Origin of the sequence: Rhizobium sp. NXC14 (assembly GCF_002117485.1) — a bacterium.
Classification (GTDB): domain Bacteria; phylum Pseudomonadota; class Alphaproteobacteria; order Rhizobiales; family Rhizobiaceae; genus Rhizobium.
In genome coordinates, this window is sequence record NZ_CP021030.1 from 764877 (window position 1) to 791429 (window position 26553).

26 protein-coding genes and 6 pseudogenes are annotated in these 26553 nt (G+C 53.8%); 22 read left to right on the forward strand and 10 right to left on the reverse strand.

The features are described from left to right. The first annotated feature begins 69 nt into the window (after positions 1-69). The 5 genes and pseudogenes from NXC14_RS03700 (at position 70) to exoR (ending at position 4268) form a co-directional block, all read left to right on the forward strand. A complete protein-coding gene (locus NXC14_RS03700; RefSeq protein WP_085777012.1) occupies positions 70-1353 on the forward strand; it encodes a nucleotide sugar dehydrogenase in 1284 nt (427 codons plus the stop codon). After that, positions 1353-2339: an NAD-dependent epimerase/dehydratase family protein gene (locus NXC14_RS03705; protein ID WP_085777013.1), complete on the forward strand. Its 987-nt coding sequence runs from the start codon at positions 1353-1355 to the stop codon at positions 2337-2339. The genes NXC14_RS03700 and NXC14_RS03705 overlap by 1 nt, the downstream gene beginning before the upstream one ends. Positions 2340-2481: 142 nt before the next feature. Continuing rightward, a pseudogene (locus NXC14_RS33260) lies at positions 2482-2744 on the forward strand (transposase); the annotation flags it as partial. Positions 2745-3046: 302 nt separating this feature from the next. Then, positions 3047-3454, forward strand: a complete 408-nt coding sequence (locus NXC14_RS03710; RefSeq protein WP_245362124.1) for a hypothetical protein — start codon at positions 3047-3049, stop codon at positions 3452-3454. A gap of 19 nt (positions 3455-3473) precedes the next feature. Next, on the forward strand, positions 3474-4268 hold the full coding sequence (gene exoR / locus NXC14_RS03715; protein WP_085777015.1) for an exopolysaccharide production regulator ExoR: 795 nt from the start codon (positions 3474-3476) through the stop codon (positions 4266-4268). A gap of 84 nt (positions 4269-4352) precedes the next feature. Here exoR and NXC14_RS03720 read toward each other — a convergent pair. Continuing rightward, positions 4353-4508 (reverse strand): annotated as a pseudogene (locus tag NXC14_RS03720) (exodeoxyribonuclease III); the annotation flags it as partial. A 353-nt stretch (positions 4509-4861) separates the two neighbouring features. Between NXC14_RS03720 and NXC14_RS33845 the strand changes: the two are divergent. Together NXC14_RS33845 and NXC14_RS03725 are read left to right on the forward strand one after the other, a co-directional pair. After that, positions 4862-4996, forward strand: a complete 135-nt coding sequence (locus NXC14_RS33845) for a hypothetical protein (protein WP_259664438.1) — start codon at positions 4862-4864, stop codon at positions 4994-4996. Positions 4997-5187: 191 nt separating this feature from the next. Beyond that, positions 5188-5634: pseudogene (locus NXC14_RS03725) on the forward strand (integrase core domain-containing protein); the annotation flags it as partial. Here the strand turns inward: NXC14_RS03725 and NXC14_RS03730 are convergent. From NXC14_RS03730 to NXC14_RS03755, 6 genes are read right to left on the reverse strand one after another with little or no spacing between them, the layout of a single operon-like run. Then, positions 5587-6285 (reverse strand): hypothetical protein, encoded by a 699-nt coding sequence (locus tag NXC14_RS03730; protein WP_085777016.1) that lies wholly within the window; start codon positions 6283-6285, stop codon positions 5587-5589. The pseudogene NXC14_RS03725 and the gene NXC14_RS03730 sit on opposite strands and share 48 nt — an antisense overlap. 54 nt (positions 6286-6339) lie before the next feature. Beyond that, positions 6340-7116, reverse strand: a complete 777-nt coding sequence (locus NXC14_RS03735) for a glycosyltransferase family 2 protein (protein ID WP_085777017.1) — start codon at positions 7114-7116, stop codon at positions 6340-6342. A gap of 16 nt (positions 7117-7132) precedes the next feature. After that, positions 7133-8104 carry an NAD(P)-dependent oxidoreductase gene (locus NXC14_RS03740; protein WP_085777018.1) on the reverse strand — a complete coding sequence of 324 codons (972 nt, stop codon included), beginning with the start codon at positions 8102-8104 and terminating at the stop codon, positions 7133-7135. Next, complete coding sequence (locus NXC14_RS03745) at positions 8101-9261, reverse strand: glycosyltransferase family 1 protein (RefSeq protein WP_157131369.1); 1161 nt, start codon at positions 9259-9261, stop codon at positions 8101-8103. Before NXC14_RS03745 ends, NXC14_RS03740 begins: the two co-directional genes overlap by 4 nt. Beyond that, a complete protein-coding gene (locus tag NXC14_RS03750) occupies positions 9248-10483 on the reverse strand; it encodes a hypothetical protein (protein WP_085777020.1) in 1236 nt (411 codons plus the stop codon). The genes NXC14_RS03745 and NXC14_RS03750 overlap by 14 nt, the downstream gene beginning before the upstream one ends. Beyond that, complete coding sequence (locus NXC14_RS03755) at positions 10470-11615, reverse strand: polysaccharide pyruvyl transferase family protein (protein ID WP_085777021.1); 1146 nt, start codon at positions 11613-11615, stop codon at positions 10470-10472. Before NXC14_RS03755 ends, NXC14_RS03750 begins: the two co-directional genes overlap by 14 nt. A gap of 242 nt (positions 11616-11857) precedes the next feature. On the opposite strand from NXC14_RS03755, the gene NXC14_RS03760 reads away from it, so the two are divergent. From NXC14_RS03760 to NXC14_RS03820, 13 genes and pseudogenes are all read left to right on the forward strand, one after another. Beyond that, positions 11858-12895: an N-acetylneuraminate synthase family protein gene (locus tag NXC14_RS03760; RefSeq protein WP_245362125.1), complete on the forward strand. Its 1038-nt coding sequence runs from the start codon at positions 11858-11860 to the stop codon at positions 12893-12895. Next, on the forward strand, positions 12888-14054 hold the full coding sequence (gene neuC / locus NXC14_RS03765) for a UDP-N-acetylglucosamine 2-epimerase (protein WP_085777022.1): 1167 nt from the start codon (positions 12888-12890) through the stop codon (positions 14052-14054). The genes NXC14_RS03760 and neuC overlap by 8 nt, the downstream gene beginning before the upstream one ends. Beyond that, on the forward strand, positions 14038-14988 hold the full coding sequence (locus NXC14_RS03770) for an NAD(P)-dependent oxidoreductase (RefSeq protein WP_198175496.1): 951 nt from the start codon (positions 14038-14040) through the stop codon (positions 14986-14988). Before neuC ends, NXC14_RS03770 begins: the two co-directional genes overlap by 17 nt. A gap of 1 nt (position 14989) precedes the next feature. Next, on the forward strand, positions 14990-15685 hold the full coding sequence (locus NXC14_RS03775) for an acylneuraminate cytidylyltransferase family protein (protein ID WP_198175497.1): 696 nt from the start codon (positions 14990-14992) through the stop codon (positions 15683-15685). A 3-nt stretch (positions 15686-15688) separates the two neighbouring features. Next, a complete protein-coding gene (locus tag NXC14_RS03780) occupies positions 15689-16531 on the forward strand; it encodes a class I SAM-dependent methyltransferase (RefSeq protein WP_085777025.1) in 843 nt (280 codons plus the stop codon). Between the two features lie 50 nt (positions 16532-16581). Next, on the forward strand, positions 16582-17871 hold the full coding sequence (locus tag NXC14_RS32280) for a hypothetical protein (RefSeq protein WP_157131370.1): 1290 nt from the start codon (positions 16582-16584) through the stop codon (positions 17869-17871). Continuing rightward, positions 17868-19265: an oligosaccharide flippase family protein gene (locus NXC14_RS03790; RefSeq protein ID WP_085777027.1), complete on the forward strand. Its 1398-nt coding sequence runs from the start codon at positions 17868-17870 to the stop codon at positions 19263-19265. The genes NXC14_RS32280 and NXC14_RS03790 overlap by 4 nt, the downstream gene beginning before the upstream one ends. Before the next feature lie 122 nt (positions 19266-19387). After that, positions 19388-19980 (forward strand): annotated as a pseudogene (locus NXC14_RS03795) (transposase); the annotation flags it as partial. 105 nt (positions 19981-20085) lie between these two features. After that, positions 20086-20448 (forward strand): transposase, encoded by a 363-nt coding sequence (locus NXC14_RS03800; protein WP_085777028.1) that lies wholly within the window; start codon positions 20086-20088, stop codon positions 20446-20448. Then, entirely contained in the window at positions 20445-20792 is a 348-nt protein-coding gene (gene tnpB / locus NXC14_RS03805) for an IS66 family insertion sequence element accessory protein TnpB (protein ID WP_085777029.1), read from the forward strand. Before NXC14_RS03800 ends, tnpB begins: the two co-directional genes overlap by 4 nt. Positions 20793-20864: 72 nt before the next feature. Next, positions 20865-22429 (forward strand): annotated as a pseudogene (locus NXC14_RS03810) (IS66 family transposase). Continuing rightward, entirely contained in the window at positions 22429-22734 is a 306-nt protein-coding gene (locus tag NXC14_RS33935; RefSeq protein WP_085777030.1) for a hypothetical protein, read from the forward strand. Before NXC14_RS03810 ends, NXC14_RS33935 begins: the two are co-directional and overlap by 1 nt. Positions 22735-22780: 46 nt before the next feature. Continuing rightward, positions 22781-23383 (forward strand): annotated as a pseudogene (locus NXC14_RS03820) (integrase core domain-containing protein); the annotation flags it as partial. 119 nt (positions 23384-23502) lie between these two features. Here NXC14_RS03820 and NXC14_RS03825 read toward each other — a convergent pair. Continuing rightward, positions 23503-24387, reverse strand: a complete 885-nt coding sequence (locus NXC14_RS03825; RefSeq protein ID WP_085777031.1) for a Wzz/FepE/Etk N-terminal domain-containing protein — start codon at positions 24385-24387, stop codon at positions 23503-23505. A gap of 333 nt (positions 24388-24720) precedes the next feature. On the opposite strand from NXC14_RS03825, the gene NXC14_RS03830 reads away from it, so the two are divergent. Both NXC14_RS03830 and NXC14_RS32865 read left to right on the forward strand, forming a co-directional pair. Continuing rightward, complete coding sequence (locus NXC14_RS03830) at positions 24721-25158, forward strand: DUF4174 domain-containing protein (RefSeq protein ID WP_085777032.1); 438 nt, start codon at positions 24721-24723, stop codon at positions 25156-25158. A gap of 37 nt (positions 25159-25195) precedes the next feature. Then, the gene (locus NXC14_RS32865; protein ID WP_088395265.1) at positions 25196-25363 is read left to right on the forward strand and encodes a hypothetical protein; all 168 of its coding nucleotides are present in this window, start codon (positions 25196-25198) and stop codon (positions 25361-25363) included. Here the strand turns inward: NXC14_RS32865 and NXC14_RS03835 are convergent. Next, the gene (locus NXC14_RS03835; protein ID WP_085777033.1) at positions 25360-26241 is read right to left on the reverse strand and encodes a LysR family transcriptional regulator; all 882 of its coding nucleotides are present in this window, start codon (positions 26239-26241) and stop codon (positions 25360-25362) included. The two genes, NXC14_RS32865 and NXC14_RS03835, sit on opposite strands and share 4 nt — an antisense overlap. After that, positions 26241-26552, reverse strand: coding sequence for a putative quinol monooxygenase (locus tag NXC14_RS03840; protein ID WP_085777034.1), 312 nt, complete (start codon positions 26550-26552; stop codon positions 26241-26243). Before NXC14_RS03840 ends, NXC14_RS03835 begins: the two co-directional genes overlap by 1 nt. Position 26553 lies beyond the last annotated feature (1 nt).

A 26553-nucleotide genomic window follows, 5' to 3' on the forward strand; every position in this document is an offset into this window, starting at 1 on the left:
TAGCCTAGCTTTCTTTGAAGATATCGTTTAGGTGCCACGCAAGGTGTGGTGGCAAAGAATGAGGATAACATGATGGCCCGAAAGATAGCTGTCATCGGTCTCGGATATGTCGGTTTGCCCGTTGCGGTGGCATTGGCGGAAAAGTTTCCGATGGTAGTGGGATTCGACGTCAAACGATACCGTATTGAGACCCTGAAAGCTGGCAAGGACGTAACCGGGGAGGTCGAAGGTGCAGTCCTGCGAAACTCATGTCTCAAACTGACCTATGATATAGCCGATGTAAAGGAATGTAACTTTTACATCGTCGCGGTTCCCACACCTATTGATGAAAATCGGCAACCGGATCTCACGCCGCTCATCGCTGCGTCTAGAACGGTGGCTTCGTTACTCAAGGTCGGCGATATCGTCGTTTTCGAATCGACGGTGTTTCCTGGCGCGACCGAGGAGATATGTGGGCCGATCCTCTCCGAACTCTCGGGGCTTCGCCAAGGCGTGGACTTCAACCTCGGCTATTCGCCGGAGCGCATTAATCCAGGTGACAAAAAGCACACCTTCAAGACGATAACAAAAGTGGTAGCGGGAGACACGGCGGAAAGCCTTGACGAGATTGCCGCCGTCTATGAAGCCGTTGTGGACGCTGGGGTTTACAAGACATCGTCCATTAAGGTGGCGGAGGCAGCAAAGGTTATTGAAAATACACAGCGGGACTTAAACATCGCTCTCATGAATGAGCTTGCCATCATCTTCGAGCGAATGAATATACGCACCAGCGAGGTCCTGGCGGCTGCCGGCACCAAATGGAATTTTCTTCCGTTCAGCCCCGGACTCGTTGGCGGGCACTGTATTGGGGTTGATCCTTACTACCTGACTGCAAAGGCTGAATCGCTGGGATATCATCCGCAAGTCATCCTGTCCGGGCGACGCATCAACGATGGCATGGGCGCCTTTGTAGCCCAGAAGATGATAAAGATGCTGGTTGCCGCAAAGCGTCCGCTGAATGGCGCTCGGATTGGCATTCTCGGACTGACGTTCAAGGAGAATGTTCCAGATTTAAGAAATAGTCGCGTTCCGGATATTATCAAGGAACTACGACAGTTCGGCCTTGAGCCGATAGTGCATGACCCATTGGCTTCAGCCGAAGAGGCTCACGAGGAGTATAATGTGGTGCTGCGGCCCCTCATAGACTTTGATCAGCTGGATGGGTTGATCCTTGCAGTTCCACATGAAAGCTATGTAAGTGAATTCAATTCTTACATTTCCAAGGTTGTAGAGGGCGGGGTTATCATCGACGTCAAATCTGTCCTGGACAAGAACGCCCTCGACGCCTCGAAGCGCCTGAACTGGAGCCTTTAATGTCAAAGGTTTTTGTAACGGGAGCCGCAGGCTTCATCGGTTTTCATACCGCGTGCCGTCTTCTTGAGCGCGGCGAAATCGTCGTCGGCTACGATGTCGTCAATGATTATTACGACCCAACACTCAAGTATGCGCGGTTAGCCGAACTGGCGAAGTTCGAGAATTTCACGTTCGTCTATGGTGATATCTCGGACAAGGCAGCGATGGAAAGGGTTTGGGCGGAGCACGGACCGTTCAAGCGCGTTGTTCACCTAGCCGCGCAGGCGGGAGTCCGATACTCTCTTGAGAACCCATACAGTTACATCACGAGCAACTGCATGGGGCATGTCACCGTACTCGAAATGTGTCGACACACCGAGGGCTTCGAGCATCTCGTGTATGCAAGCTCGAGTTCTGTATATGGCGGTAACACTGAATTGCCATATTCAGTCCAACATGACGTCAACCGCCCGATTTCACTTTATGCTGCTACGAAGCGCTCGGATGAGCTGATGAGCTACTGCTACAGTCATTTGTTCGGATTGAAGCAGACTGGCTTGCGTTTTTTTACGGTCTATGGCCCGTGGGGACGCCCCGACATGGCGCTTTTTATCTTTACAAAGGCCATTGCTGAAGGCAAGAGGCTCCCGGTTTTTAACGACGGGCAGATGAAACGCGATTTCACATTTATTGACGACATCGTAACAGGCATCCTAGCCTGCTTGGATAATCCTCCGGAGCCCGATAAATATGAGCCTCCGGCGCGGGTGTTCAATATTGGCAACACGCGAAGTGAACACCTTATGGACTTCATTGCCATCATTGAACAGGAAATGGGACGCAAGGCTGATATCGAATACCTGCCGATGCAGGCCGGTGATACCAAAGCCACTTATGCCGACGTGACCGAAACCACTGAGGCTGTCGGCTACCGGCCGACTACCAGTATACACGAAGGCATCCCCAAATTCATTTCCTGGTTCAAGCGATACTACAATCTCAACTGAGCATCTCACAGAAGGCACACGGATTACAGCCTCCTGCCAAACCGGCAAAGACATTAGGTTGTTGTCCTCTTTGCATTAGCGAGCGCTCTTCTCGCTTGCTCTCATCGAAGCATCTAAGTGAGCAGCACTATTTTCAAACAGATGCACCGATGGCGTTGCTCAGGCTCCAGTCCTCGTACGACTTCAAACTGAAATGTCGACAGAACTGAGCACCGCTCATGTGCTTGCGTCCAAATACGCCGGCCATCTTCCGCGTCTTTGGTAGGCGCAGATCATGAGCCGCCAAGGCATCGAGCTCGACCGCTCCATACTCGCTGATCAGGTTCGTCGGCGTTGGAACTGCACCGGGTCTTCGATACCCTAATTGCCGATCTCAAGCGCTCGACCAAGCTCCTTATAAATGAGCCCTCAGCGTCGGCGCTCGATCACGGGCTCAGCAAAAACCAATAACGAAAAACTCCATGGAACGAGATCCAACGACGCGATTGCTGAGGCCGAGCCAGACGGTTCACTCCATAACTACTCGTTTGCTTGCACTAATACGCGTATGGTGGCGATGGGGTGAATTTGTCCATTTCCCGCCACAAAGAGAGCGCAGCGGTATTTGCGGGCGAGGTGATGGCAGACTTACGGTGCGTGTAATCAGTAGCATGAGTCGATTTTTTTCCGGTAACAGCAGATCGTACGGCGCAAGTGGCGACAGCCGCATGATTGCGGCCGTTTTTCTTTCCGGCCAACGCTGTTCCGGCCACAAGTTCGACCTCAAGATCACGCCGTCGATCCATCCATCATCGTCGTTGTCTGCCCGTTCGCACAGGCAGGCGGGCTTCGCGGCAGATGTCGATACCGGTTTGGTCACATTTGCTATTTACGAATGCGGTAAAGGCGGGAAGGCGGATGCCGCGCCCGCCGAAAGAGCGCCAGGAAGATTGCAGTCGGGCCATGCCGGGAGCCGGGTGGTCGTGAATGATGTGCTGAAAATTCGGCCTTTGAGAAAAGGCCTATGGGCTGGATGCGACGCGGGCAAAGGGGCCATGGAGCCCGCCGCGGGATCGCTCGCCTCGAAAGAATACATCCGCGGTATGCCCGGCGTCAGCGCCGACTGCGCGCGATGAACGAAAGAAATCGGTTGAAATGGTAACGTCCGAGTTCAAACTGTTCAAATTCATGCTGGTGAGCATGTGGGTGGCAATATCGCTGTCCGGTCCGGTTCATGCTTTCGACATCAAGAGCGACGTCAGCAAGGAGTCCGGTCCTTTCGATCTGTTCAAGTTCGGCTTCAAGGCCTATAAAAACGGACAGAAGGAGGAGGCGGTAGAAGCCTACAAATACGCCGCCGAAAAGGGTCATACCGGTTCGCGCTGGGCGCTCGCCAACATGTATGCCGATGGTGACGGCGTCACCCAGGACGATTTCGAAGCCTTCAAGATCTATAGTGAGATCGCCCAGCAGGGTGTCGAACCCGGCTCGGAAGACACAGGCTTCTTCGTCAACGCTCTTCTCTCGCTCGCCAATTACTACAAGCACGGTATTGCCGGCAGCCCTGTCAAGATCGATCTCACTCAGGCGCGCCAGCTTTATTTCCAGGTGGCCTCCACCTTTGGCGTTCCCGAAGCACAGTTCCAGCTGGCGCAGATGATGCTGGCCGGCGAGGGCGGTAGTTCCAGCCCGCAGCAGGCGAAAAAGTGGTTGAACCAGGCCCGCAAGAGTGGCCATCCCGGCGCCATGGCCGTTTTCGGAAACATCCTTTTCGACGAAGGCCAGACGGCCCGCGGTCTCGCGCTGATGACCGCCGCTCTCGATCGCTGCAAGCCGAAGGATTGCAGCTGGATGGAAGCGCTGCAGGAGCAGGCCTTCTCGGTTGCCAATGAGGCCGACCGTCGCACGGCAGTTTCGCTGTCGCACGCCATCGCGAGCGGTTCCGACTGACGCTTTCCGATCAGCGCCACGCGGCATTCAACCCGCGCGTCTCCATCGCGCCCTGAGTTGACGCGCTGCCATGGGCTCGGAATGTCAGGCCGCGAAATCGAAATAGGCGATCACCGGTACATGGTCGGAAGGCTTTTCCCAGGCCCGCACATGTTTTTCGATAGCTGCCGACGTCATCCGGTCGGCTGCTTCCGGTGACAGCAGCAGGTGGTCGATGCGGATGCCGTTGTTCTTCGGCCAACGACGGCCGGATGCGTCCGATTGATTCTGATCGGCCGAACCCCGCCCATCAAAATCCCCAATAAGATCCGTGCGCCTGCTGAATGTGCCAGTGAAGCAGTACGACACTACCATGGGCAGCGGAACCACTGCGAAGCGGCCGTTACAGAACGCGGCGCTTCCGCCGGTGGGCTGACGCAAAAGACCAACGTTTTGGTCATTGGCACGTACGCGACCGAGGAAGCATCGTTCGGTGCCAGGATTCAGGATGCCGCTTTTCCTAAGAGCTGAGAGGATCACAGATCTTATCCACAGATGCGCATTTGTGTTCAGCGCTCCGTCGACTTGCGACACTCGCGTGGTTAGAAAGGCGCATGAGCGACTCGAAAGATCAAAACAAAGAAGCCGAACAGCCGGCGAAGCCGCCACTTCCCAAGGGCGAAAAATTCTTCGATCCGTGGGACGAAGAGTTCCGCCGGTCCTTCAATAACAAGACTTTCGAGTTCTGAGCTTAGGGTGGTCCAAAGCGCACCCACACGTTGCTGCGATCCTTAGCCAGTCGTCCAGCCCGTGCCAATATCGGCGTGAGTGTTCTTTGCATAGGTGACGTCGCTTGTCATCGCATCAACCGTGGGCGTTGTTCCCGGTACCTAGTTGCCTATGGGTATCGACCCTCTATGCCGCCGTCGTCGTACTGGTCGACGGCAGGCGCTTTCGTGTCCTTTGCGTCCTCGATGACTTCAGTCGCGAGTGCCTTGCCACCGTGGTCGACAACTCGCTTTCCGGCGAGCGTGTCGGCCGTGAACTGGACAGGATCGCGCTCAGCACGGGCTATCCCCGCATGATCGTGTCGGATAACGGAACCGAGCTGACCTCGAACGCCATCCTCAAATGGCAGCAGGACCATGCTGTCGAGTGGCATTACATCGCGCCGGGCAAGCCAATGCAAAACGGCTTCGTGGAGAGTTTCAACGGACGCTTGCGCGACGAATGCCTCAACGAGCACCTCTTTACCAGCTACCGCCATGCGAGGGAGATTATCGAAGACTGGAAAAACGACTAAAACCTGAACCGCCAAACTAGGAAACTGCGCAAGTATTCAGACGCGATTGAAGATCGAAAAATAACTGAAATTCTTTTTCGGTAACCTGCACAGGATATCCGATTGAGTAAATCGATACTGAGTCGACGATATTTCGCTTGCCATCCGTTCGACCGTCGGCCTTCTAATATCCACGATGATCGTCTTTGGCCTTGGCAACATATCGAATACGTCGGTACAGACAGCATCGATGTAGGTTTTACCGCTGAGTTCCAATGCAGGTCCGTCGACAAGTACAAAGTCCGCATCAAATGGTGGACGATCGACATACGATGCCGTCTTCTTTTCAAGATCAATATGTTTGTTTCGCACATAAGGAGTAACGAAGTTGCTCACGCCAAAGGCGGTCAGCATCGACATTGTATTTTGGAGCCATTCTTTGCTTTCATCGATCGTAACAAAGTTCGCGTTGTTCTGAGCTGCGTAACGACCGAAAATTACTGTCGAAGAGCCGCTCCCGAGCTCCAGAATCGACGTAGGCTTTTCCGCTTCAAGCAACCGGTTGAGGGAAACCAGTTTGTAGGCTTGCATTTTTGGTGCGAGACCCCCCCCAGAGTGAAACGCTGCTAGCACCTCATCTGCCAGCCTGTATTCTTCTGGTGCGGCAGCTCTATCTTCCAAAATCAACCGTTCGAATTTAGCCGAGTTCGTCAAGCCAAATCTGTGTGCGATATTGCGTAACGTTCCCAAAGTCATGTCCTTATCAATCTTTAGTTGTTCTCGCGTTTCAGAGAAGCTTCAATATTCCGTCTAGCTCGCCTGCCGTTGGAGAAACGCTGCCACAAACTGTGGTATGCGTGAGAGAATCTTTACCGGTATGAACATGACGTTGACCTGAAGCCGATTCTTTCTGCATGCCCGATAGGCCTCTAGATTTCCCTTCAGAATCCCAGCAACGGAGTTGTTGGATGTCCCTCCGGTACGCATCTTAACCCAGACATCTTTGCAATATCGCGCCTTAATTCTGTTCTTGGCCATCAGCCTCATGCATAATTCGAAATCCGCCTGACGCGGAAAGGCCAAATCGAAGCCTCCGGATCGATAGAGAATGTCCCGCCGGACATAGAAAGTCGGGTGTGCAGGCATCCAGCCTTTTTCGAAAAGACCATCGTGGTAAGGCTGTGAACGCCACACCCTTTTGATTTTCTGAGTATCGCACTTATCCACGTAGTCGAGATCGGCATAGCAAGCATCGACGCTGGTGTCGGCCATTATTCTTGCAATCGTCGCAAGAACCTGGTCGTGTGCATAGAAATCGTCCGAGTTCAGGAACCCGACAATGTCACCTGCCGCAAGCGCAATGCCCTTATTCATCGCGTCGTAAATCCCGTTATCCGGTTCCGAAATGACCTTGGTTCCCTCGGAGAGGAAGGTGTTGATTTTCGCGAGTGTGTCGTCTGTCGACGCCCCATCCACGATGATCTGTTCCCAGTTAGCATAGGCCTGACGACGCACCGACCGCATATTGTCGAGAATGACCGACGAAGAGTTGAAAGTCGGTGTGATAATGGAAATCTTCGGAGCCATGTCTGCTTCGAAACCTTTACGATTTGTCGAGGAACCAATCTGCAGTACGCTTTACGCCATCCTCAATTGAAAATGGCAACGGACCACAGATCTTTTCCGTTTCCGACATATCAAATTGATACTCCGTGAGGATGTTATTGAGGCGAAACGAGTTGAAGGGGAAGCGCTTCATACCAAGAGCATTTATCAAATCGCCGACCTTAGCAAGCAAGATTGAACCACTTTTGGGTAGGGTCACGATCCTTTGTCCCCCAAGCATGCATGCCAACGATGCCGTCCATTCGCGAAGAGACAGAGGTGTATAATCGGCGATGTAAAACGTCCTGCGGTCGATTTGTTCTGGAGCGGCGTCCAAAAACTTGGCGTATTGGTAGACGGCGTTTCCGAGATAACCGTACGATTTAAAAAGCGGAGCTTTGCCCACATGAAAATACCTGCCGCGTTTCAGCGCAAGCAGAAGTCGTTGATAGTGAGGAGACATTCCTTCGCCCCAGATTGTCGTCGGGCGTAGAATGCACCAAGTGATGCCCTGAAGATCCGCATTTCGGACGATTTGTTCGCCCCGCACCTTGCTCTCGCCATAAAGAGTGTTCGGCCTGTAGTCCTCATCGAACCGGGGGACATATCCTACTTCGCACACTAGCTGGGACGACGTGAAAAGAACTCTGTCCACCGACCCAGCGGCCTTAACCGCATCGATAAGATTTCGAACGCCATTGATATTGACGTCGTAACCTTCAAGGTTTGCCTTTTCGTCCAGATCCGTCCTCGCGGCTAGGTGGATGATGGAATTGGGTCTGATCTCGCATAACAGGTGGATCAGTCTCTCCCGCTCCAGAAGATCACACCTGCGGCAGGTTTCAGATTCAGAATCAATGTCAATGGAGTTATCCAAAGATATTACTTCGTAATCTTGCTGCCGAAGATACGCAACCAAGCTTCGGCCTATAAAGCCGCTGCTGCCGGTAATGATCACTTTTCGTTTCATGTATTAACCTTACGAAGAACGTCAAGCGTCATATCACTTGCCTTCTGCCAAGAAAACTTTTGGTAATTAACCTTGCCTTTTCGAATAAGTGTCTCTGCCTCAGTCTTCTCGGAAATTTTCGAAAGGGCAGCTGCTACGTCGGAGACACTTCTCTCGTTCACGAGTAAAGCGCCGTCTCCGGCAACCTCCGGCATCGAAGAAGATCGCGAGGTGATAACGGGGCATCCAAGTTCCTGCGCCTCTAGAATGGGAATTCCAAACCCCTCATAAAGCGAGGCGAAAATCAGGGCGGCGCTATTGCGATAAAGATCCGAGAGGGACTCGTCAGTCAATCGCCCCGCTAAGATCACACCAGGAATTTTAGACGCAAAATCGGCTATTTCCTGCCCTACGCTGTTCCCCACATGGCCAACAAGGACAAGTTTGTTTGCAGAGTTACTGCCGGCTGCCGCGCAATAGGAGCGGTATGCGTTCAATATCGTATATGGGTTCTTGATCCTCTTGAAGAAGCCAACGCAGTGGAAATATTTCCCAGGCTCCAAACCAAGGCGCTCGAGAATGGTGCCGCCTTCGTTGATCTCCGAGAGATGAGACCCCGCCTCATGGATGACATGGAGCGTCTGGCTATCAATGTTGCAGAAACGTTTAAGATCAGTAGCGGTGCTTGCAGAAACGGTGATCAACGAATTGCGGGATTGCAGCGACAAGGGGATAAACATTCGCCAGTAGAGGCTGCGCAGGAGGCCGATTTCCCCCGGATACAACCACGCAAAAGCATCGTGAACGGTGATCGCCTGTGGTTTTTGCAGGAGTGCACTTCCCACGTATCCTGGGGCGAAGAGGGCATCGAAACTTATGAGGCCAACAAGGGGCAGCCATAACTGCTCATAGAAGATTCGCCAACCAACACGCTTTGCGCTTTTCAAAACAATCGCTCGAAACCAAGGACGGTCCCCCTTCCACCAAGGCGGCAGTTGATTGCAGTAGAATAGGAACTCGCAGCCACTTGGTTTGCTCTCATACCAGGGCCTCACAATGTTAGTGACATAGGTCTCGGTACCCGCATTGACACCCCATCGCACGAAGAGTGCATTAATAGCATATTTCATTGCAAATAGATCCTGCCTTAGACCGACGGTTGGGTTATTGGTCTTCAACGTCCGCCTTCTGCGGAAACAGCGTCAACCGAGTTATCAGGCCCAAAACGAGCACAAAATAGAAAGAACCTATCCATGATTTAAATATTTCGCTCGTCAGGCATTCGAGCGTGATGAAAGCCATAATCGCGAAGGCTTCGATGTTCGCCTTTATGATTGTCAAGCCGCCAGGGCCACATAATCGCATGAAAAGTAGCGACATATGAATCGCCAGAGGCAAAACTCCAATAGCCCCTAGTTCAAGAACGGTCTTCAAGGCACTGCTTTCGGTTCCAAAGTCATCCAATCCGAAGGAGACGGGAACCTGAGTCAGCATCGCGGGACCGTAGCCGAAAATCGGCGCCCACCAGTTTTCCATAAGGAGCCCTATCGACGCAGAATAGCGGTCTAACCTTCCTATGTTGCCACTATCGGACAATTCGAACGCGGAGCCGACGAAATTGAGGTTCACTTCACCTAATCGGTCCAAAATAATTGCGCTGACAACAATAAGCGCCCCGACAAACATAACGTTCATAATATTCGTGACACTAGAAAAATATCGGCACACAACAACAGCGAGGGCTGCCAACACAAGATAAAGAAGGGGCGCCCTGATCGCTGTCGCGTAAAGCGCCATAGCAATAAGATAAAAACAGAGTAGGACAAGTACCTTTGATGTCATGGACTGGTATAAGCGCATGGCGCCAAGGGCTGCCAGTGCGCCGCACCCGAGCTGTAGTCCCAAAACGCCAAGGCTAAACGAAATTCCGTAGCGGCGTTCAACCGATGTTCCGATGGTCACGACTTTCAAGAGCGCCTGGCCGGAGAGAAGTTCATACAGTGCCACAGACGCATGAAGCAACGCAGAAAAGAGAAAAAGTTTGACGATGACTTTGAAGAGAAATCGCGGCGATTGTTTCTGTGTCCAGAGGAAAAGCCCCAGCCATAGGCCATATGACAGCAAGGCCCAAACAAAGCCGGTCGGTCCAACCGCTAGCATGTTTCGAACGCCGCTTGCCACAAGTATCAATGAAAAGAGAAAGATCGCATATGTGATCCAGGACGTATCGCATCTGATCAGATTCGACGGGAGATAAAAGAGCGCCATGAACACTGGTATCAAAGCCCAGAGATTGAGCGCAGGCGATTTTCCCGCGATTACCTGCAGAACGAAATCGAAGTTAAGGCAGACCGCGATGGCAAATAACAGGGGTGGGACGATGTTTCTACCGAGAGTCACAGACGCTACCTTCTTTAAAGGCTAGCTTGGCAAGATTGTCGAACTGAGCAGAAGCGCTTGCTCGAGCGAGACCGACGCTGGAGACATAGACATCGGACATGGCAGCATTCAGTTTAGACATGACAAGATCTACGAGCTGCGCTGGGGTGAAGTTCATTCTCAAGTAGTTCTCATCACCTAACATTTTCATCAATGCGTCCATTTTCCCAGCGCGGGAGAGGCATACGAATGGTGTCATCTGGCATGTTGCAAATATCAAGGGATGCATTCTAGAACTTACGAGGCAATCGGCCGCGGTGATCAACTCAATCAGTTCCATGAGAGACAGAGACCCGGGCTGGGCCCAACGCGCCATCTTGGATGTGTGTAGCAGGTCCCTGTCGAAAATCTCACTATCATAGCCTTCTTGAGAATCCGATACAGCATAAACGACCTCCACCCCCGCTTCGTTTAGTTTTTTGACAGATGTGTTGAGCTGTTCAACATAAGCCAGTGAATGGAACTTGTCGTTGGACGGCATTATAATGACAATTTTGGACGATGATTCAATTTTAAATCGCGTGCAAAGTTGGCTACGGGCCTTCTTCCTGTCAATTCGTTCACCAAGAAATGCGGGATCGGCGGACAAGAGGATATCTGCGCTCGGAGCAAGAGCCTTCAGACGCTGGAATGATCCTTCATCCCTGACACTAAAAAAATCGGCGCCAAGCGCGATTCGGCGCATCGCAAAGCGTCCAAATGACGATAACCCGTCGCTCACCCCAACACCTACGGCTGCAAATTTCTTTCGGAAGATCTTTGCAAGCATATAAAGCTGAAAATTTGTCGCGAGATGACCCCATAACGGATTCGGAAAGCGCGGCTCCGAAAATTGTTCGCCGCCTCCGATCACGACCACATCACACTTCCACAGTGTTCCGATCAAAGACACTTTCAATCGTCGCAGATCTAGTCTCCTAACGAATCCGATCTTCCTCCCGGTCGATTTTGTAAAGTTCCCGGCATCAATTCCGGCAATATGTACTGTTCCGCCGTATCGCTCGATCTGATTTGTAATCTCTAGGGCGATCGCGTCATCCCCAAGATTGCCACTGCCGTAAGGGCCGCAGACAAGGTATCTTGCAGATGTCATTGGGCTTTCCTTCGGTCACTGTAAGCGGAGATATCGCCTCGCATGCTCACGCATTAAGATATATATCTTGGACGGTCAAACCATTCGCCCGAGATATCCATGTAGCTGTGCCACGCTTGTCACAATGGGCCTGCGTGCGCTATCACACGCCAATTCCGCTGAGAAGGTCGGCGAAGATCGGGTTCGCCTAGCATCTTTATAAACTCTCACAGGGGTACTGCAATTGAACCTGGAAGAACGCTTTGAAGATTGAAGAATCCCAGATCGGCAATGGCTTCCCATGTTTTATCATTGGAGAAATTGCCCAAGCTCACGACGGAAGTTTGGGCGCTGCTCACGCCTACATCGAATCCGTCGCCAAATCGGGTGCAAATTCGGTTAAATTCCAAACGCATATCGCGGAGGCAGAATCGACTCCTGACGAAAAATTCCGCGTAAAGGTTTTTCCACAGGACGCCACCCGTTACGACTACTGGCGTCGGATGGAATTTTCCAAAGAGCAGTGGGCAGGCCTCTTCGATCATGCGCGACAGAAAGGCCTGATATTTCTATCGACACCGTTTTCTTTTGAAGCCGTAGAACTGCTGGACAGACTTGGTGTTCCCGCCTGGAAGGTGGGATCTGGGGAAGTCGGCAATCTTCCAATGTTGGAGATGATGGCGCGAACGGGGAAACCCATTCTTCTGTCGAGCGGAATGTCGAGTTGGTCGGATTTGGATGACGCCTTCGCAGTAATCAAAAAGCATGGCGCGGAAATTGCGTTGTTTCAATGTACGACGGCTTATCCCTGCCCACCTGATAAGGTCGGGTTGAATCTGATCGGCGAGATGAAGTTGCGATATGGTGTACCGGTGGGCCTGTCAGATCATAGCGGCACCATTTACCCAAGTCTGTCGGCGGTCACGCTCGGCGCAAATCTGATTGAGGTGCATACGGTCTTCTCAAAGGAATGTTTCGGGCCCGATGTTGCTGCTTCTGTTACGACGAAGGAGCTACAGCAGTTAGTGGATGGAATTCGTTTTACAGAAACCATGATGATGGCCCCGATGGATAAGGACCATGAGGCTGAGGAGAAGAAGGAGCTCAGCATCCTTTTCGGTAAGAGCTTGTATTGCAAGACGGGCCTGCGGAAGGGGCACATATTGACGCCGCAAGATATCGCATTAAAGAAGCCGGGAACCGGGATGCCTGCCCGGATGCTAGACAATGCTGTTGGCAAGATACTCAAACGCGATTATCTCGCTGGGGAGCAGTTGAAAGAGAGTGATTTAGATGGTTGAGACAGTTCGCAGAATTTGCGCCGTGCTGGTTGATCGAGCGAACTACGGGCGCATGCATCCCGTGATGCGTGCGATAAATGCCGATGCCGATCTCGAACTCCTTACCGTATGTGCGGGCACCATGTTGCTCGAGCGTTTTGGTCAAGCAGAGAAGATCGTTGGCGCCGACGGTTTCAAGATTGACGGTCGCGTGTTTTTGGAAGTAGAGGGATCTATCCCAGCCACTATGGCGAAAAGCATCGGTTTGGGCGTGATCGAATTCTCGACTGAATTTCAACGGCTTCAGCCCGACATTGTGCTGTTGATCGGGGATCGGTATGAAGCCCTGGCCGCTGCAATAGCGGCTGCTTATATGAACATCCCGATCGCCCATATTCAGGGCGGGGAGGTTTCCGGTTCGATCGACGAGAGTGCACGTCACGCAATCACGAAATTCGCCCATCTCCATTTCCCTTCGACTGAGCGATCTGCGCAGTTTATCAGGAGAATGGGTGAGAGAACGGACTCTGTTTTTAATGTGGGATGTCCGTCCGGCGACTACATTAGATCTCTCGACACGGAATTGCCTGCTAACCTATTTACGAATATTGGCGTCGGCGGCGCGCTAAATTCGGATAATCCGTTCTTTCTCGTCATATATCACCCTGTTACGACGCATTTTGGCAATGAACGGCAGCAGGTTCAGCAGCTTATAGAAGGGTTAGCCGAACTGGCGCACCCGACCCTTTGGATCTGGCCGAACATTGATGCGGGTGCCGATGACATATCAAAGGCGTTGCGAACTCATCGCGAGCATTACAAGGCTGAGTGGCTGCATCTTGTCAAAAATCTTGAACCGATCACCTTTCAGAAGTGTCTCAAGAAGGCGACATGCGCTATCGGCAATTCGTCGAGCTTCATCAGGGACAGTACGTTTTCCGGAACACCTGTTGTCTTGGTAGGCGAAAGGCAGGCCGGCCGGGAACACGGTGAAAATCTAACTGCCGTCCGGCCAGAGAAGCAATTAATCATAGATGCCATCAAGGCCCAGATTGCACATGGGCGCTATCCCGTATCCAATCTCTACGGTGAAGGTAACGCAAGCGTGCGCATCGTTGAGAAGATCAAGAATTTCGAACCCTACCAGCAGAAAATGCTGCAATATGTCTCAGATTACTAACATCCTTGTCCTTGAGCCCGAAAACTACAGTCCACATGCTTTGGCAACCTATAGGCAGATGGGAAAGGTTTGGTTGGGTCAGGCGGAATCGAACACAGAAGTGTCCATTATCGTTGTACGGCTCGCCTACAGAATAGATGGAACGTTGCTGGATCGCTTCCCATCGCTGCAGGCAGTCGTTTCACCGACGACCGCCCTCACGCACGTTGACGTGGAAGAGTGCCGGCGCCGCGGAATCGAGGTGATTTCGCTGTCGGATTGCCGGGATGCAATCAACGACATCACGTCGACTGCCGAGCTCGCCCTTGGGCTTATGATATCGCTGTTGCGAGCTATCCCGTGTGCTTCCAGCGAGGTGGTTCGAAATGGCAGTTGGAATAGAAATGCCTTTCGTTCCAGGCAATTGTCACGGATGACCTTGGGGATTATAGGTCTTGGCAGGCTTGGGCGGCATATGGCTCGGTATGCGAAGGCGCTCTGCATGGAAATTGTCGCTTATGATCCGTATCAGCCACAAGAGAAGTTTGATGAACTGGGTGTGCGCAGATCGGATTTGCTTCCTCTACTAAAGGAAGCTGACATCATTTCTATCCATGCATCGTTGACCGGCGCAAATTATGGTTTTCTCGGGCGTGCGGAGATAGCTGAGATGCGTTCTCATGCACTCGTTGTCAATACGGCTCGTGGTGGGCTGATCGATGAGGCGGCTCTAGCCGATGCTCTTCGAGATGGAAAGCTAGGCGGCGTTGCAGTCGATGTTTTGAGGGACGAAGACGAGGGTGTGGGTTGGATGAAGGAGTCTCCCTTAATCAGAGCCGCAAAAGACGGCTTCAATGTGTTGATTACCCCCCACATTGGAGGCTGTACCTCGGATGCGATGCATGTCACAGAGGAAAGTATTGCGGATGTGGCATTCAAGAAGTTTGGCGGCTGACGTGGAAAAAAAGGTTCTGGGATTGCTTCCGGCGCGAGGGGGATCGAAGGGGCTGCCGCGAAAGAATGTGCGGCCGCTGAACGGCCGTCCTCTCATCGATTGGGCGGGTAAGGCGCTTTCTGCCTCGTCATCTGTGCGCCGTGCTATTTGTAGTACGGATGACCCCGAAATCGCTCGAGCCGCGATTGATAGTGGCCTGGAAGTACCGTGGATGCGGCCGCCGGAGATATCACATGACTCGAGTCTTGTCGTGGACGTCATCCTGCATGCGCTGGATGCCTTGGCAAGAGAAGGTGATTTAGACTACGAGTACGTCGCGCTCGTGCAGGCGACAAGTCCCACAGTCACGACCGGTGATATCGATTCCGCTGTGGCAATGGCGATCGCCAAGCAAGCAGATACGGTGATAACCGGCTTCCACGCCGGTCAAAGGCATCCGGCAACAATGTTCTCACTCTCGGCGAATGACGAGGTGACATGGTTGTTAGCCGACGAGCAACGGATGTCACGGAGACAGGATCTGCCTGACTACTTTATTCGGACGGGACTTGTTTATGTGATCAGCACAGAAACCCTCGTTCAGCGGCGATCGATCTATGGAGAGCGCATATTCTGCTTGGTCGTTTCCGAGGAACGGGCACTGACCATCGACGAAGAACGTGATTTCCAAATAGCGGAATTTCTTTTGAGGAGATAACTCATGCCCGAATATCGCGGCGACGGCGACAGTTTTGAACGCAACTGGAACTCCACGGAGGAGGCCCATTACTTGCACTGGACGCGTCGCGAACCCGAAAATCAGATTCAGCTCGCATTCCGCCAGCATTGGAAAACTTTTCAAGAATTGCTTCCGGCGAATCTCGCTGGCAAACGTGTACTCGAGGTTGGTTGTGGGCGCGGATCTCTAAGTGCATATTTCGCGGATGCCGGGTGGGATTGTACTCTGCTCGACATCTCGCCGGCTGCGATCAATCTTGCGCGTGCTGCATTCGAAGCACAAGGATTGAACGCAAGATTCAAGGTCGGCGACTGCCTCGACATGCCGTTTGAAACAGGCGGCTATGATTTAGTGTTCTCCATAGGTCTTCTGGAGCATTTCGAGGAGATTGAAGACGCAATAGCCGAGCAAGTACGAATCCTGGCGCCGAATGGTCTGTTCATTGGTTATGTTGTTCCACATATCCCTGAGAACGTGCAGAAAGAATATGCTTGGGTCTGTGATATTCTTAGGGCAATCTTACCGCTGACGTCTGCGCAGACGAAAACACCACTTTACAGATCCGATCAACTGTCTCCCCCCTATCTCGCCGCAATGGGGGCTGCGGGTTTGAAGAATGTTGGTGCTAGCGGAACTTATCCGCTTCCGATGATCAGCAATTCCCCGGACTTTCCCTTCACGTTGCTGCCTTCAGACGCTGAACGTGTTCTCGTGAAACATTTCGAGCTGATTCTCGAAAAGCGGCATCAACAGACAGGCAAGAATCCTTGGCTTTGCCCAGAAGGAGACGGTCAGGCATTCCTCGTTTGGGGACAAAAAACCTGACCGGCGGAATTCCGTTGCAGGCTGTGCTCTAATTTGGAATGAGGAATACTGTGAGTGTTTCGTCGAATGCGGTTACCGTGCTGGCGAGCACGCTAATAAATTACAACGCCGTCGAGCCGTCGCTGCGAAGGCTCGATCAGGCAGGCGTAGAGACAATTCTTTTCGTTCCAGACCGATATAGAGAGTTTGTCGGGCAACGCTTGGGAGGGACATTTTCACGCATACGCAGCTACAATCAGCTACTATCCAAGGCGCGCATGATGCGCCTCGCGCACCGATACACAGAACTACTTGTTGCGGGACCTGAATTTTCGGAAACCTATCGTTTTCGAGAATGGGATCCTGCCTGTTCCAGAGCGGGACTGGCGGGCATTTCTCTTCGATTGAGATCGGCATTCCCCAGCGCACCGAAACAGTACGTCAATTCCTACCTGGAGCGGCTCTATGCTCCCTTCGTGCCGCGGGTTTTTCCGAGCAACAGGATATTGGTAGTCACTCGATCTGACATCCGTCATCTTTTGTGCCACCCCGATCTCGACGTCGTGTCCTTAATGGAGAGCTGGGATCACCCGCCAAAGGCGCCGATGGGCTATCGTTCGGATACGGCATTCGTCTGGAATCGCGCCCTCCAAAGAGATTGGCGTGAATTCCAGGGAGATGGGGACATTCGTATCGGCTATCCCTTCAAGTTGCGGTATGTTCTAGAGGGATTTCAAAAGCAGACCGTCGCTAGGAATGCGGTCCTTTATCCCGCATCCTTCAGCAAAAGATCGGACCCGATTTTTTTTGCGGCGGAACTGAGATTGCTTAAGGTCATATGCGAAGCCACCAGGAAATTGGGCATCGAACTAATCGTTAAGCCTAAACCCAATGGTATTCGTGGTGAATTCGATGATCTGTTTGATCAAGGCACTCACGTCAGCATAGCTCCTTACAAGGACAACGACGGTTCAACCGGGTATTTTTTGGACGAACAATACAATGCCGAACGATTGGAGCTTTTGTCCCGTTGTTTCGCCGTCATTAACTTGGGCACTACATTCGCAATCGACGCTGCAGCGGCTCGAATCCCAATAATTCAATTGCGGCTAAATGATCCAGCCAAGTTTCCCGAGGTTACGCAAGCGAATCGTTGGGTGCATCTTGATAGGCATTTTTTCAGCAAACCGGAACTTCTATGCCAGATTTCAGAAAATGATAATCCTGTGGACAAGATAGCTCATTTTATTGAGCATATGGATCGAGCGCAATCATTTTCCAACTATCTCTTCGAATGGATTTCCCCCGAGCAAACAGCTGAAGAAGCGATTAGCCATATCGCCCGGCGGCTGATGCAATGAGCTCTGAACAACGGACAGTACGCGAAAAAGTGTGCCGCAGCCTAGCGCGTCTTGGAAGGGGAGACGATTCATCGGTCATCATTTCAAATGGCCTCCAGTTTGCGCTCGCAAGCGTCCTTGCGCAACTATTTCCGCTTTTGTCCGTGCCTTTGATGTTGAGGACACTGACAGCTCAAGAGTGGGGTTTCTACACTATCCTCGTCCAAACTGGCTCACTTATGCAGGTTCTCGGGACGACATTATTTTCGCAGTCATTGCTACGTTTCTACGCCGCAACTAATGAATCCGATCGTCACAAGTTAATATGGACTTCCGTGCTGGCAGGAACCGTCTCACAGACAGCTCTCCTGGGTCTGCTGTGGATTTTTCGGCATTCCACAATTCGTGCACTTTTTCCGAATGTCGATATACCGATAGATCCCGCCTTCACTTGGGCGATCTTCTGGTGGCTTTTTGCAACGTTCCGGACGCTTCTTATGACGGTCGCCAAGGTTCAAGAGAAACCTTGGCAGGTGCTGCAACTTACCGGTCTCTATGGCATAATCCTACTGCCAGGGCTAACCTTAGTAGTGTCGGCGGATCTCGGCCTTATTGGTGCACTGCAGGCGCTGATAGCAGCGGAACTTGTAGGTGCCGTCGTCAATCTTCTTTTAACTTCACGTGAATTTAAAATTTCCTTCGACTTAGAAAGTCTTCGTCGCGGAGTCTACTTCTCACTTCCTCTGCTGCCCAGTTCTCTGATGACATCGTTGCTGCTCAACGCAGATCGTATCGTTCTCAGCCGCTTCGCCAATCTGTCATTACAAGGTCATTACGCGCTTGGGTCAATGGTGGGAAGCGGAATGGCGGTTATTGTCACATCCTTCTGGTCGTCATATTCAGCGCGTGTGCTATCGGTGAAATCCAGCCGGGGTATCCGTTCCGCGGCTCAAACCGGCAAGGAGACGATGCATCTCGGAGTTAAGATTGTTGGACTGCCCGTGATCGGTCTTTGCTTACTGGGCTGGCCGCTATTTTACCTCATCACCAATGATCACGCTCAGCTTGCGATAGCCGTCGTAGCATCAATAGGCGTAGCAACTGGACATTTTTGTCGCTTCCTGACGCTGCCTGCGCAGCATTCCTTGTTCATGCAATCCAGAACTATTACTATGCTGTCCCTAAGCGCATGTACGCTTGTAGTGATGTTTATCGCGAGCTTTGGGCTGACCTTTGTTCTTGGTCCTATTGCGGTGGCGTTCGCCTTCGGCACGGCACATATTCTGATGGCGGTTCCATATTACAAGACCGCCGGTTTTGGTACAAATGTCGACCTATCACAATCTGCAGTGTTGTATGGCGGCCTCATTATTGCTGCCGCGATCGCTGCTGCAGTTTTGCTTTCAAGCTTTTAGGACGGATCGACGCGTGTGGCACCGAGATCATGGTTGCCTCGACAACTGGAACTCTTGATGACCTTGCCCCGTTGAAATAATCCATTTTGAAGTAAGCTCTGGCCCATTGAGAGGACCAGGGAATGAAGCGCAATCGTTTCACAGACGAACAGATTATCGGCATTCTGAAGGAGCACGAGGCCGGCACGCCAGTCTCGGAGCTTTGCCGCAAGCACGGCGTCAGCGATGCCAGCATTTATAAATGGAAAGCCAAATTCGGTGGCATGGACGTGTCCGAGGCTAAGCGGTTGAAGACGCTGGAGGACGAGAACACGAAACTGAAGCGGCTTCTGGCGGATGCCATGCTCGACAATGCTGCTTTGAAAGACCTTTTGGGAAAGAAGTGGTGACGCCCGCAGCAAAGCGGAACGCTGTAACGCATCTGATGAGCCACCATCAGATGAGTGAACGGCGGGCGTGTAAAGCCATCGGCGTTTGCCGGATGACGATCCGTTATGAAACGAGCCGCAGCGACGACCATGACCTTCGCGAGCGAATGAAGGCATTGGCGCATGAACGTCGCCGCTTTGGCTATCGACGTATTCACGTGCTGCTCAGGCGCGAGGGCCACATTGTGAACCACAAGAGGCTCTTCCGGCTCTATCGGGAAGAGAAGCTGACGGTGCGCAAGCGCGGAGGCCGCAAGCGAGCGATCGGCACACGAGCACCGATGCTTGGTGAGCGTCCGGTGAGCTGTTTTTGCTGATCGGGCAAATCAGGCGATGTTCTGGCATTAGAACCAGCATTAGTGCTGACATTAATACCAGAACAAAGAGGTTTCATGGCTCGCATAGAGATCATGTCCGGTACCGAGCGCAGACGGCGTTGGTCGGACGAGGCGAAGCTGAGGATACTTGCGGAAGCTGATGAGCCCGGTGCTCGCATTGGCGATGTGGCGCGCCGGCACGACATTCATCCGGGCCAGATCCGCTTGTGGCGGCAATCATTCAGCTATGCCGATCGGCCGACGGTGTTCCTCCCGGTGGAAGTCACCGAGGAGGTTGGCGTAAGCCAGCCGTCTACCGCAGCAACGAGGCCGGCGATCGTCGAGATCTTGCTTCGAAACGGCCGGAGCTTGAAGGTTCCGGTTGACGTTGAGTTGAAGCTGCTTGGCCCGCTGGTCGCTTGCGTGGAGGCGGCATGATCGGGCCATCGGGAAATGTGCGGGTCTACCTGGCCTGCGGAGTGACGGATATGCGGCGTGGCATCGATGGCCTATCGGCGCTGGTCGAAACGGTCGTGAAGGAGGCGCCGGGCTCGGGCGCAATCTTTGGCTTCCGCGGAAAGCGCGCTGACCGGATCAAGCTTCTCTGGTGGGACGGTCAGGGGTTCTGCCTGTTCTACAAGATTTTGGAGCGCGGATACTTTCCCTGGCCGACGGCGAAGGATGGGGTAGCGCACCTGACGCAAGCGCAGCTTTCCATGCTCGTTGAGGGGATCGATTGGCGACGCCCGGCGTGGACGTCAGCTCCCGGCCGAACGGGATAAAAGCTATATTTTGCAGAGGCATCCGAGGCTTAATGCTGGCGCGTCAGAGGCAAATCGGCTAGTTTCGCGGGTATGGAAACAGCGCCGCTGGACAGTCAGGACGAGCTCACTGCTTTGCGCGCACTCGTCGCCGAACAGGCGGCGAAACTTGAGAGCCAGGAAGCCGAGGTCATCAAGCGAGACTCCATATTTGGGCTTCTTCGCGCGCAACTGGAGCTTCTCCGACATCGGCAGCATGGCGCGTCCTCGGAAAAGATCGACCGGAAGATCGAGCAATTCGAGCTGATGCTGGAGGAGATCGAGGCCTCCCGTGCCGAGGCTGAACAGCGCTCCGGGAAAACTCCTCTGCCGGAGTTGGACGACGCATCCGAGAAGCCGAAGCGCAAGCCTCTCCCCGATGATCTCGCCACCGAAGAACTGGTCTATGCGGCTCCTTGCAATTGCCCGACCTGCGGTGGCACTTCATTCCTGAAGGCGCCCGACAGGGTGGTTCAGGTGTTGGAGCACGTGCCGGCGTCGGTCAAGATTGTTCGGCATGTCGAGAAGCGCATGATCTGCAGGGAATGCGATACGACGGTGGCAGGCGAAATGCCGACCTTGCCGATCGAGCGCGGCAAACCCGGGCCGGGACTGCTCGCCCATATCATGATCGCCAAATTCGACGATCACATTCCCCTCTACCGCCTGTCAGAGATGTACGACCGGCTCGGGATAGACATCTCCCGATCCGTGATGGCCGCTGGGTCGGCCGCGTATCCGCTTTGCTGACACCACTCGTCTTGTTGATCAGAGCCCATATCGCCGCGCTCGACCGAATACATACGGATGATACCCCGGTCGATGTTCTCGACCCCGGGCGGGGCAAGACAAAAACCGGCAGGGTCTGGGTCTACGTCTTTGACGGCAGTGGCTATCAATCCGCCACTCCCGCAGCCATCGCCTATTACTACAGTCCTGACCGAAAGGGCGCGCATCCGGCTGACCACCTCGCAAGCTTCAGCGGCGTCATGCATGCCGACGGCTACGGGGGCTACAAGAAACTCTACGGCCACCAGATCATTGAAGCCGCCTGCATGGCGCATGTGCGGCGCAAGTTCCATGATGTGATCAAGCTGAAGCCTTGTCCGATCGCTGAGGAAGCGCTGTCGCGCATCGGCGCTCTCTACGATATCGAGAACCGTATCCGAGGCATGTCGGCTGACGAGCGGCGCATCCTGCGCCAACACCATGCCCGGCCCATTCTGGACGAGCTCAAAGCCTGGATCGAAGCCACGCTCTCTACGCTGCCACAGAAGCAGAGGTTGGCCGAGGCTATGCGATATGCCCTCTCGCGATGGACAGCCTTGAGCGTCTACATCGATGATGGCCGTGTCGAGATTGACAACAACATTGCTGAACGAGCCATGCGTCCGCTCGGAATCGGCCGGAAGAACTGGCTGTTTGCCGGCTCGGATAAGGGCGGCGAGCGCATCGCCAACATCCTGACCATCATCGAGACGGTCAAACTGCAAGGCCATAATCCGGAGGTCTACCTGACAGATGTCCTGACCCGGATCCAGGATCATCCCAAAGACCGAGTTGAAGACCTGCTGCCTTGGAACTGGACGCCGGCAAACGCTCGGTGCGAGGCTGCCTGATGGCGCGCTCGAGGTTCATTTACACACTCAGGCAAGTCGCCGGCATGATCGGCGAGAACCTCGAACTGATCGAAGAAGTGACGGCCAACTCGGACAACATCTCCGAAGGCGAACTGGTTTACGTCAGCGATGGCACTGAAGATGGCACGAAGGGTCTGACCGAGAATGGCATCGAAGAACTTCAAAGCCTACTTGCCGACATCAGGACGTGGGACGGCGGTATCCGCGAGTTCCTCATCGACACACAGTGCGATCCTGAAATAATCGACCGCATCATGGCCGATGAGATGAAACGCGGCCTATAGCTTCCATCTCTCGACACCCGAAAAATGCGTTCGCCGGACGCTCACGATGCTTGTCCCGATGGCGGCCAATGATCGCTGGTCGCTGGACTTCGTGTCGGATCAGTTCACCGATGGTCGCAGGTTCCGGGTGCTGACGGTCGTCGACGATTGCACCAGGGAATGCCTGGCACTCGTCGCCGATACATCACTTTCCGGTCTACGGGTTGCCCGCGAACTTGACCGGATCATCGAAGCGCGTGGCAAGCCGAAGATGATCGTCAGCGACAATGGCAGCGAGTTCACCAGCAACGGGATTCTGCAATGGACGGATCGGACCAAGGTGGAATGGCATTACATCGCGCCTGGCAAGCCGATCCAGAACGCCTTCATCGAAAGCTTCAAAGGGCGGCTGCGAGACGAGTTCCTGAATGAAACTCTCTTTTCGTCACTGACCCAAGCTCGATCAGCGCTCTTAAACTGGCGCAGCGATTACAACGATCACCGACCGCACTCTGAACTCGGCTGGATGACACCTGCCGAGTTCGCTCAGACAATCAAACCGCGACGTGATGCGGTGCTGCGCAGCCGAAATGGCTCCGCACCGCAACCCGCCGCTACCGCCCCGAATACAGCAACCCAAAACCGCTGGAGCAAACTCAAAACTGGATAAAACTTGGGGCAAGGTCAGCGGAGCGCCACCGATGAAGGGCAATTCTCAACCGGTTGTCCGTCTTCCAACTCGGATGACGTGAGTGAGACCGAGAGTCGACGGCGATAGAGCAGCTAGAGCTACGTTCGACGTACCGAAAGCAGGGACTTAATGCTTTGGATTTTCTTAATACCGCGCTCCTCCAAAGCAGCTCTCTGTAGAGCTTCCCGGACGAAGGCCCACATTAACATAATGAAAAATAAAATGACGGCAGCGGCGACCGCCTTCGAAAGGCTGCCTTTCGCTAAAGGTTCATCTGGGCGAGTGGGGGACTGTAGTATGTCCGAATCCGACATACTTCCTTTCATGGAGGCTTCTATGGCTAAGATGGCTTGATTTGATTTTTCCAGTGCATCTGCGATGGCAACCACTGACTGTCCCGGGACCTCGGGCGAGTTTCCCTGACCTGCGCTAGGGTCGTTAAACCGCTCCAACAATTTTTGTAGAGTCTGCTGAAGAATGGTTTGGGATAGCAACTGTGCCTTAAGTTCTTCCAGTTTGCCCGGCGAAGGCTTTGATGCAACGAGAAGCTTTTTCAAAATTGATGACAATGCCTCTTCTGCATGATCGGGCGTGTCAGCGATATATTGAAGCCGATATATATCCGTTCCCGAGATACTGACAATTCTTAGAGATTTTTTGAACTTCTCTCGAGCCTGGTATTGTTTTTCGTACTGCGCTAAGAGCCATTGGTTGGTCTTTACTGCATCATCGAGGAAGCTGGCCGACTGAAGCAGTAAGCTCCTTTCGATAGGCATTTGAACAATAGCTTCCGATTCGAAGCGTCCGGGGAGAAAGAACAAAAAGCTGAATACTATAAAAAAACCCAGAAGTGGGACTGCAACTATGACGCGAATTGATTTCGCGAGAATTAAGAGGATGTCAAGAAAATCTACTCCGTTGCCCGGGCTACCGTCACTGTCAATTGTGTATGTTTCCGTGGCTTTCAAGCTTTCAAGCTCCATATAACGTTACCGGCGTCACTCCTTAACGCGGCCCTATCGGTCTTCTGCCTCACAGGTTTCGCCAAAGCTGTCTACCCCGCTCGCAGGCAACATTAACCGTGCTGGCAGCTTTGGGTCCGAAGAGAGAGTCGCTGGACCTGAACAGCTTCGAGGATGTCACTAACTGAATTTTCTCCTGCTGTCACCGTCAGTGTGTCGGCGCGTTGAGGTAAGAACTGATCCGGCGTCTGCTTGAGAGAGGAATTCAGATAGCGGCCGACATCTTAGGCCCATTCGACACGGCATGGAACACATGCCATCTCGGGCCGTTCTCCAAGTGATGGGAGAATATGCATGTCGAAAACGCTTCTCTACGGCGCGACCAAGATCGACGAGACGAACGGCGCCTATTCGCCGATCGAAAGCCTGGCCGCCGTCCAGTGGAAGTACCGTGTGTTCATTCTTTTCGCCGACAGGGATAATGCCCGCGCGGCGCGCCAGGAAAACCAGCTGCTGGCCGACCGCAGCGCGCTCGATGAGCGCGATATGGTGGTGCTGAAGGTCTCGGGCGGCAAAGTGCGGGCGCTTTTCGGCGCTGCCGATGCCCTCGACGGCGAAATGATCCGCCGCGATCTCGATGCGCCGGAGACGGGTGAATTCGCCGCCTTCCTTGTCGGCAAGGACGGAACCGTCAAACTCAAGGTCAGGGAGCCGATCATCAGTGGCGAGCTCTTCGCCATTATCGACAGCATGCCGATGCGCGCTGCCGAGACGCTGAAGTCGGACAAATAGTCCCGACGAACATCGCAAACATAAAAGGGAGGCGGTCATGTCCGTGCCCAACGAACCCATTCCCGATCAGCCGCCAATGCCGGCACCCGGCTGGAAGCCGGTGCCGCCGATCACCGAGCCGGAGCCGGACCGGCTTCCGGATGAGGCGCCTGTTCCCAACCCCGATGAGAACGACGAGCCGGCCAAGCACGTCTCGGAGACTTAGAGGAAGATGTGACGCTCGGCGCCGACGAGTTCCTGTAGGAAGTCGACGACGCTGCGGACGCGCACCAGGTCGCGCGCCGTTTCGTGATAGGTCGTCCAATAGGCGCGCCGGATCGAAATGTCAGGCAGGATGCGCTGCAGTTCCGGATATTGCCGCGCGATATAATCATGCAGGATGCCGATGCCGGCGCCTGATCGCACCGCCTCCGTCTGGCCGATCGCCGTCGAAATTTCGAAGCCGGCATCCCAGCTGCGCATTACCTCGCCGGAGAAATTCAGCGAGGCGGTGAAGGTCAGGTCTTCGACATAGCCGATGCGCGGATGCACCTTCAGCGCCTCGACATCGCCGGGCCTGCCATGGCGGGCGAGATAGTCGCGCGAGGCATAGAGGCCGAGCGTGTAGTCCGTCAGCTTGGAGGAGACGAGCCGCCCCTGTTCGGGACGCTCCAGCGTGATGGCGATATCCGCCTCACGCTGCGACAGCGAGAAGGAGCGCGGCACGGGCACGAGCTGGATCTTCAGCTCCGGATGGCGCTCGATCAGCCGGCCCATGCGAGGTGCAAGAAAGGAGACGCCGAAACCATCGGGCGCGCCGACGCGCACCGTCCCGGCGATCGCCGTATCGGTGTGGCCGAGATTGGCCTGCGCCGCGAGCATTTCGGTTTCCATTCGCTCGGCGGCATTAAGGAAGATGCCGCCTTCGGCCGTCAGCTCGCAGCCATTCGTGCGGCGCACGAAGAGCCGCGTCTTCAGCGCGTCTTCGAGCGACGTCAGCCGGCGCGAAAGCGTGGCGTGGTTGAGCCCCAGGCGCTTCGAAGCGGCAAGGATCTGTCCGGTTCGGGCGACTGCGAGGAAAATTCGAACGTCATCCCAGTTCATCACTTGGCCCGCATTGCAATCGGATCGACGTCGATAAGCGTCAGCGACGTCACCATGCCGGCCGTCGCCTTTTTGTATTTGAGGAAATGCGGTGTCCGCAGATGGGCCTCATAGGCCTTCTGGTCGGCGTAAACTTCGAGAATGCGAACGCGGTTTGGAACCTGGCGCATGGAAACGGCGCTGAGCGAAAGGACACCCCCTTCCAGCGCGACCGAAGCCTCGATTTCCTCCGCAAGCAACGTCCGATAGTCGTCGAGCCTCTCGGCGGCGATCTCCAGCTCCGCCATTCGCACGACAGGATTTTGGCTCATC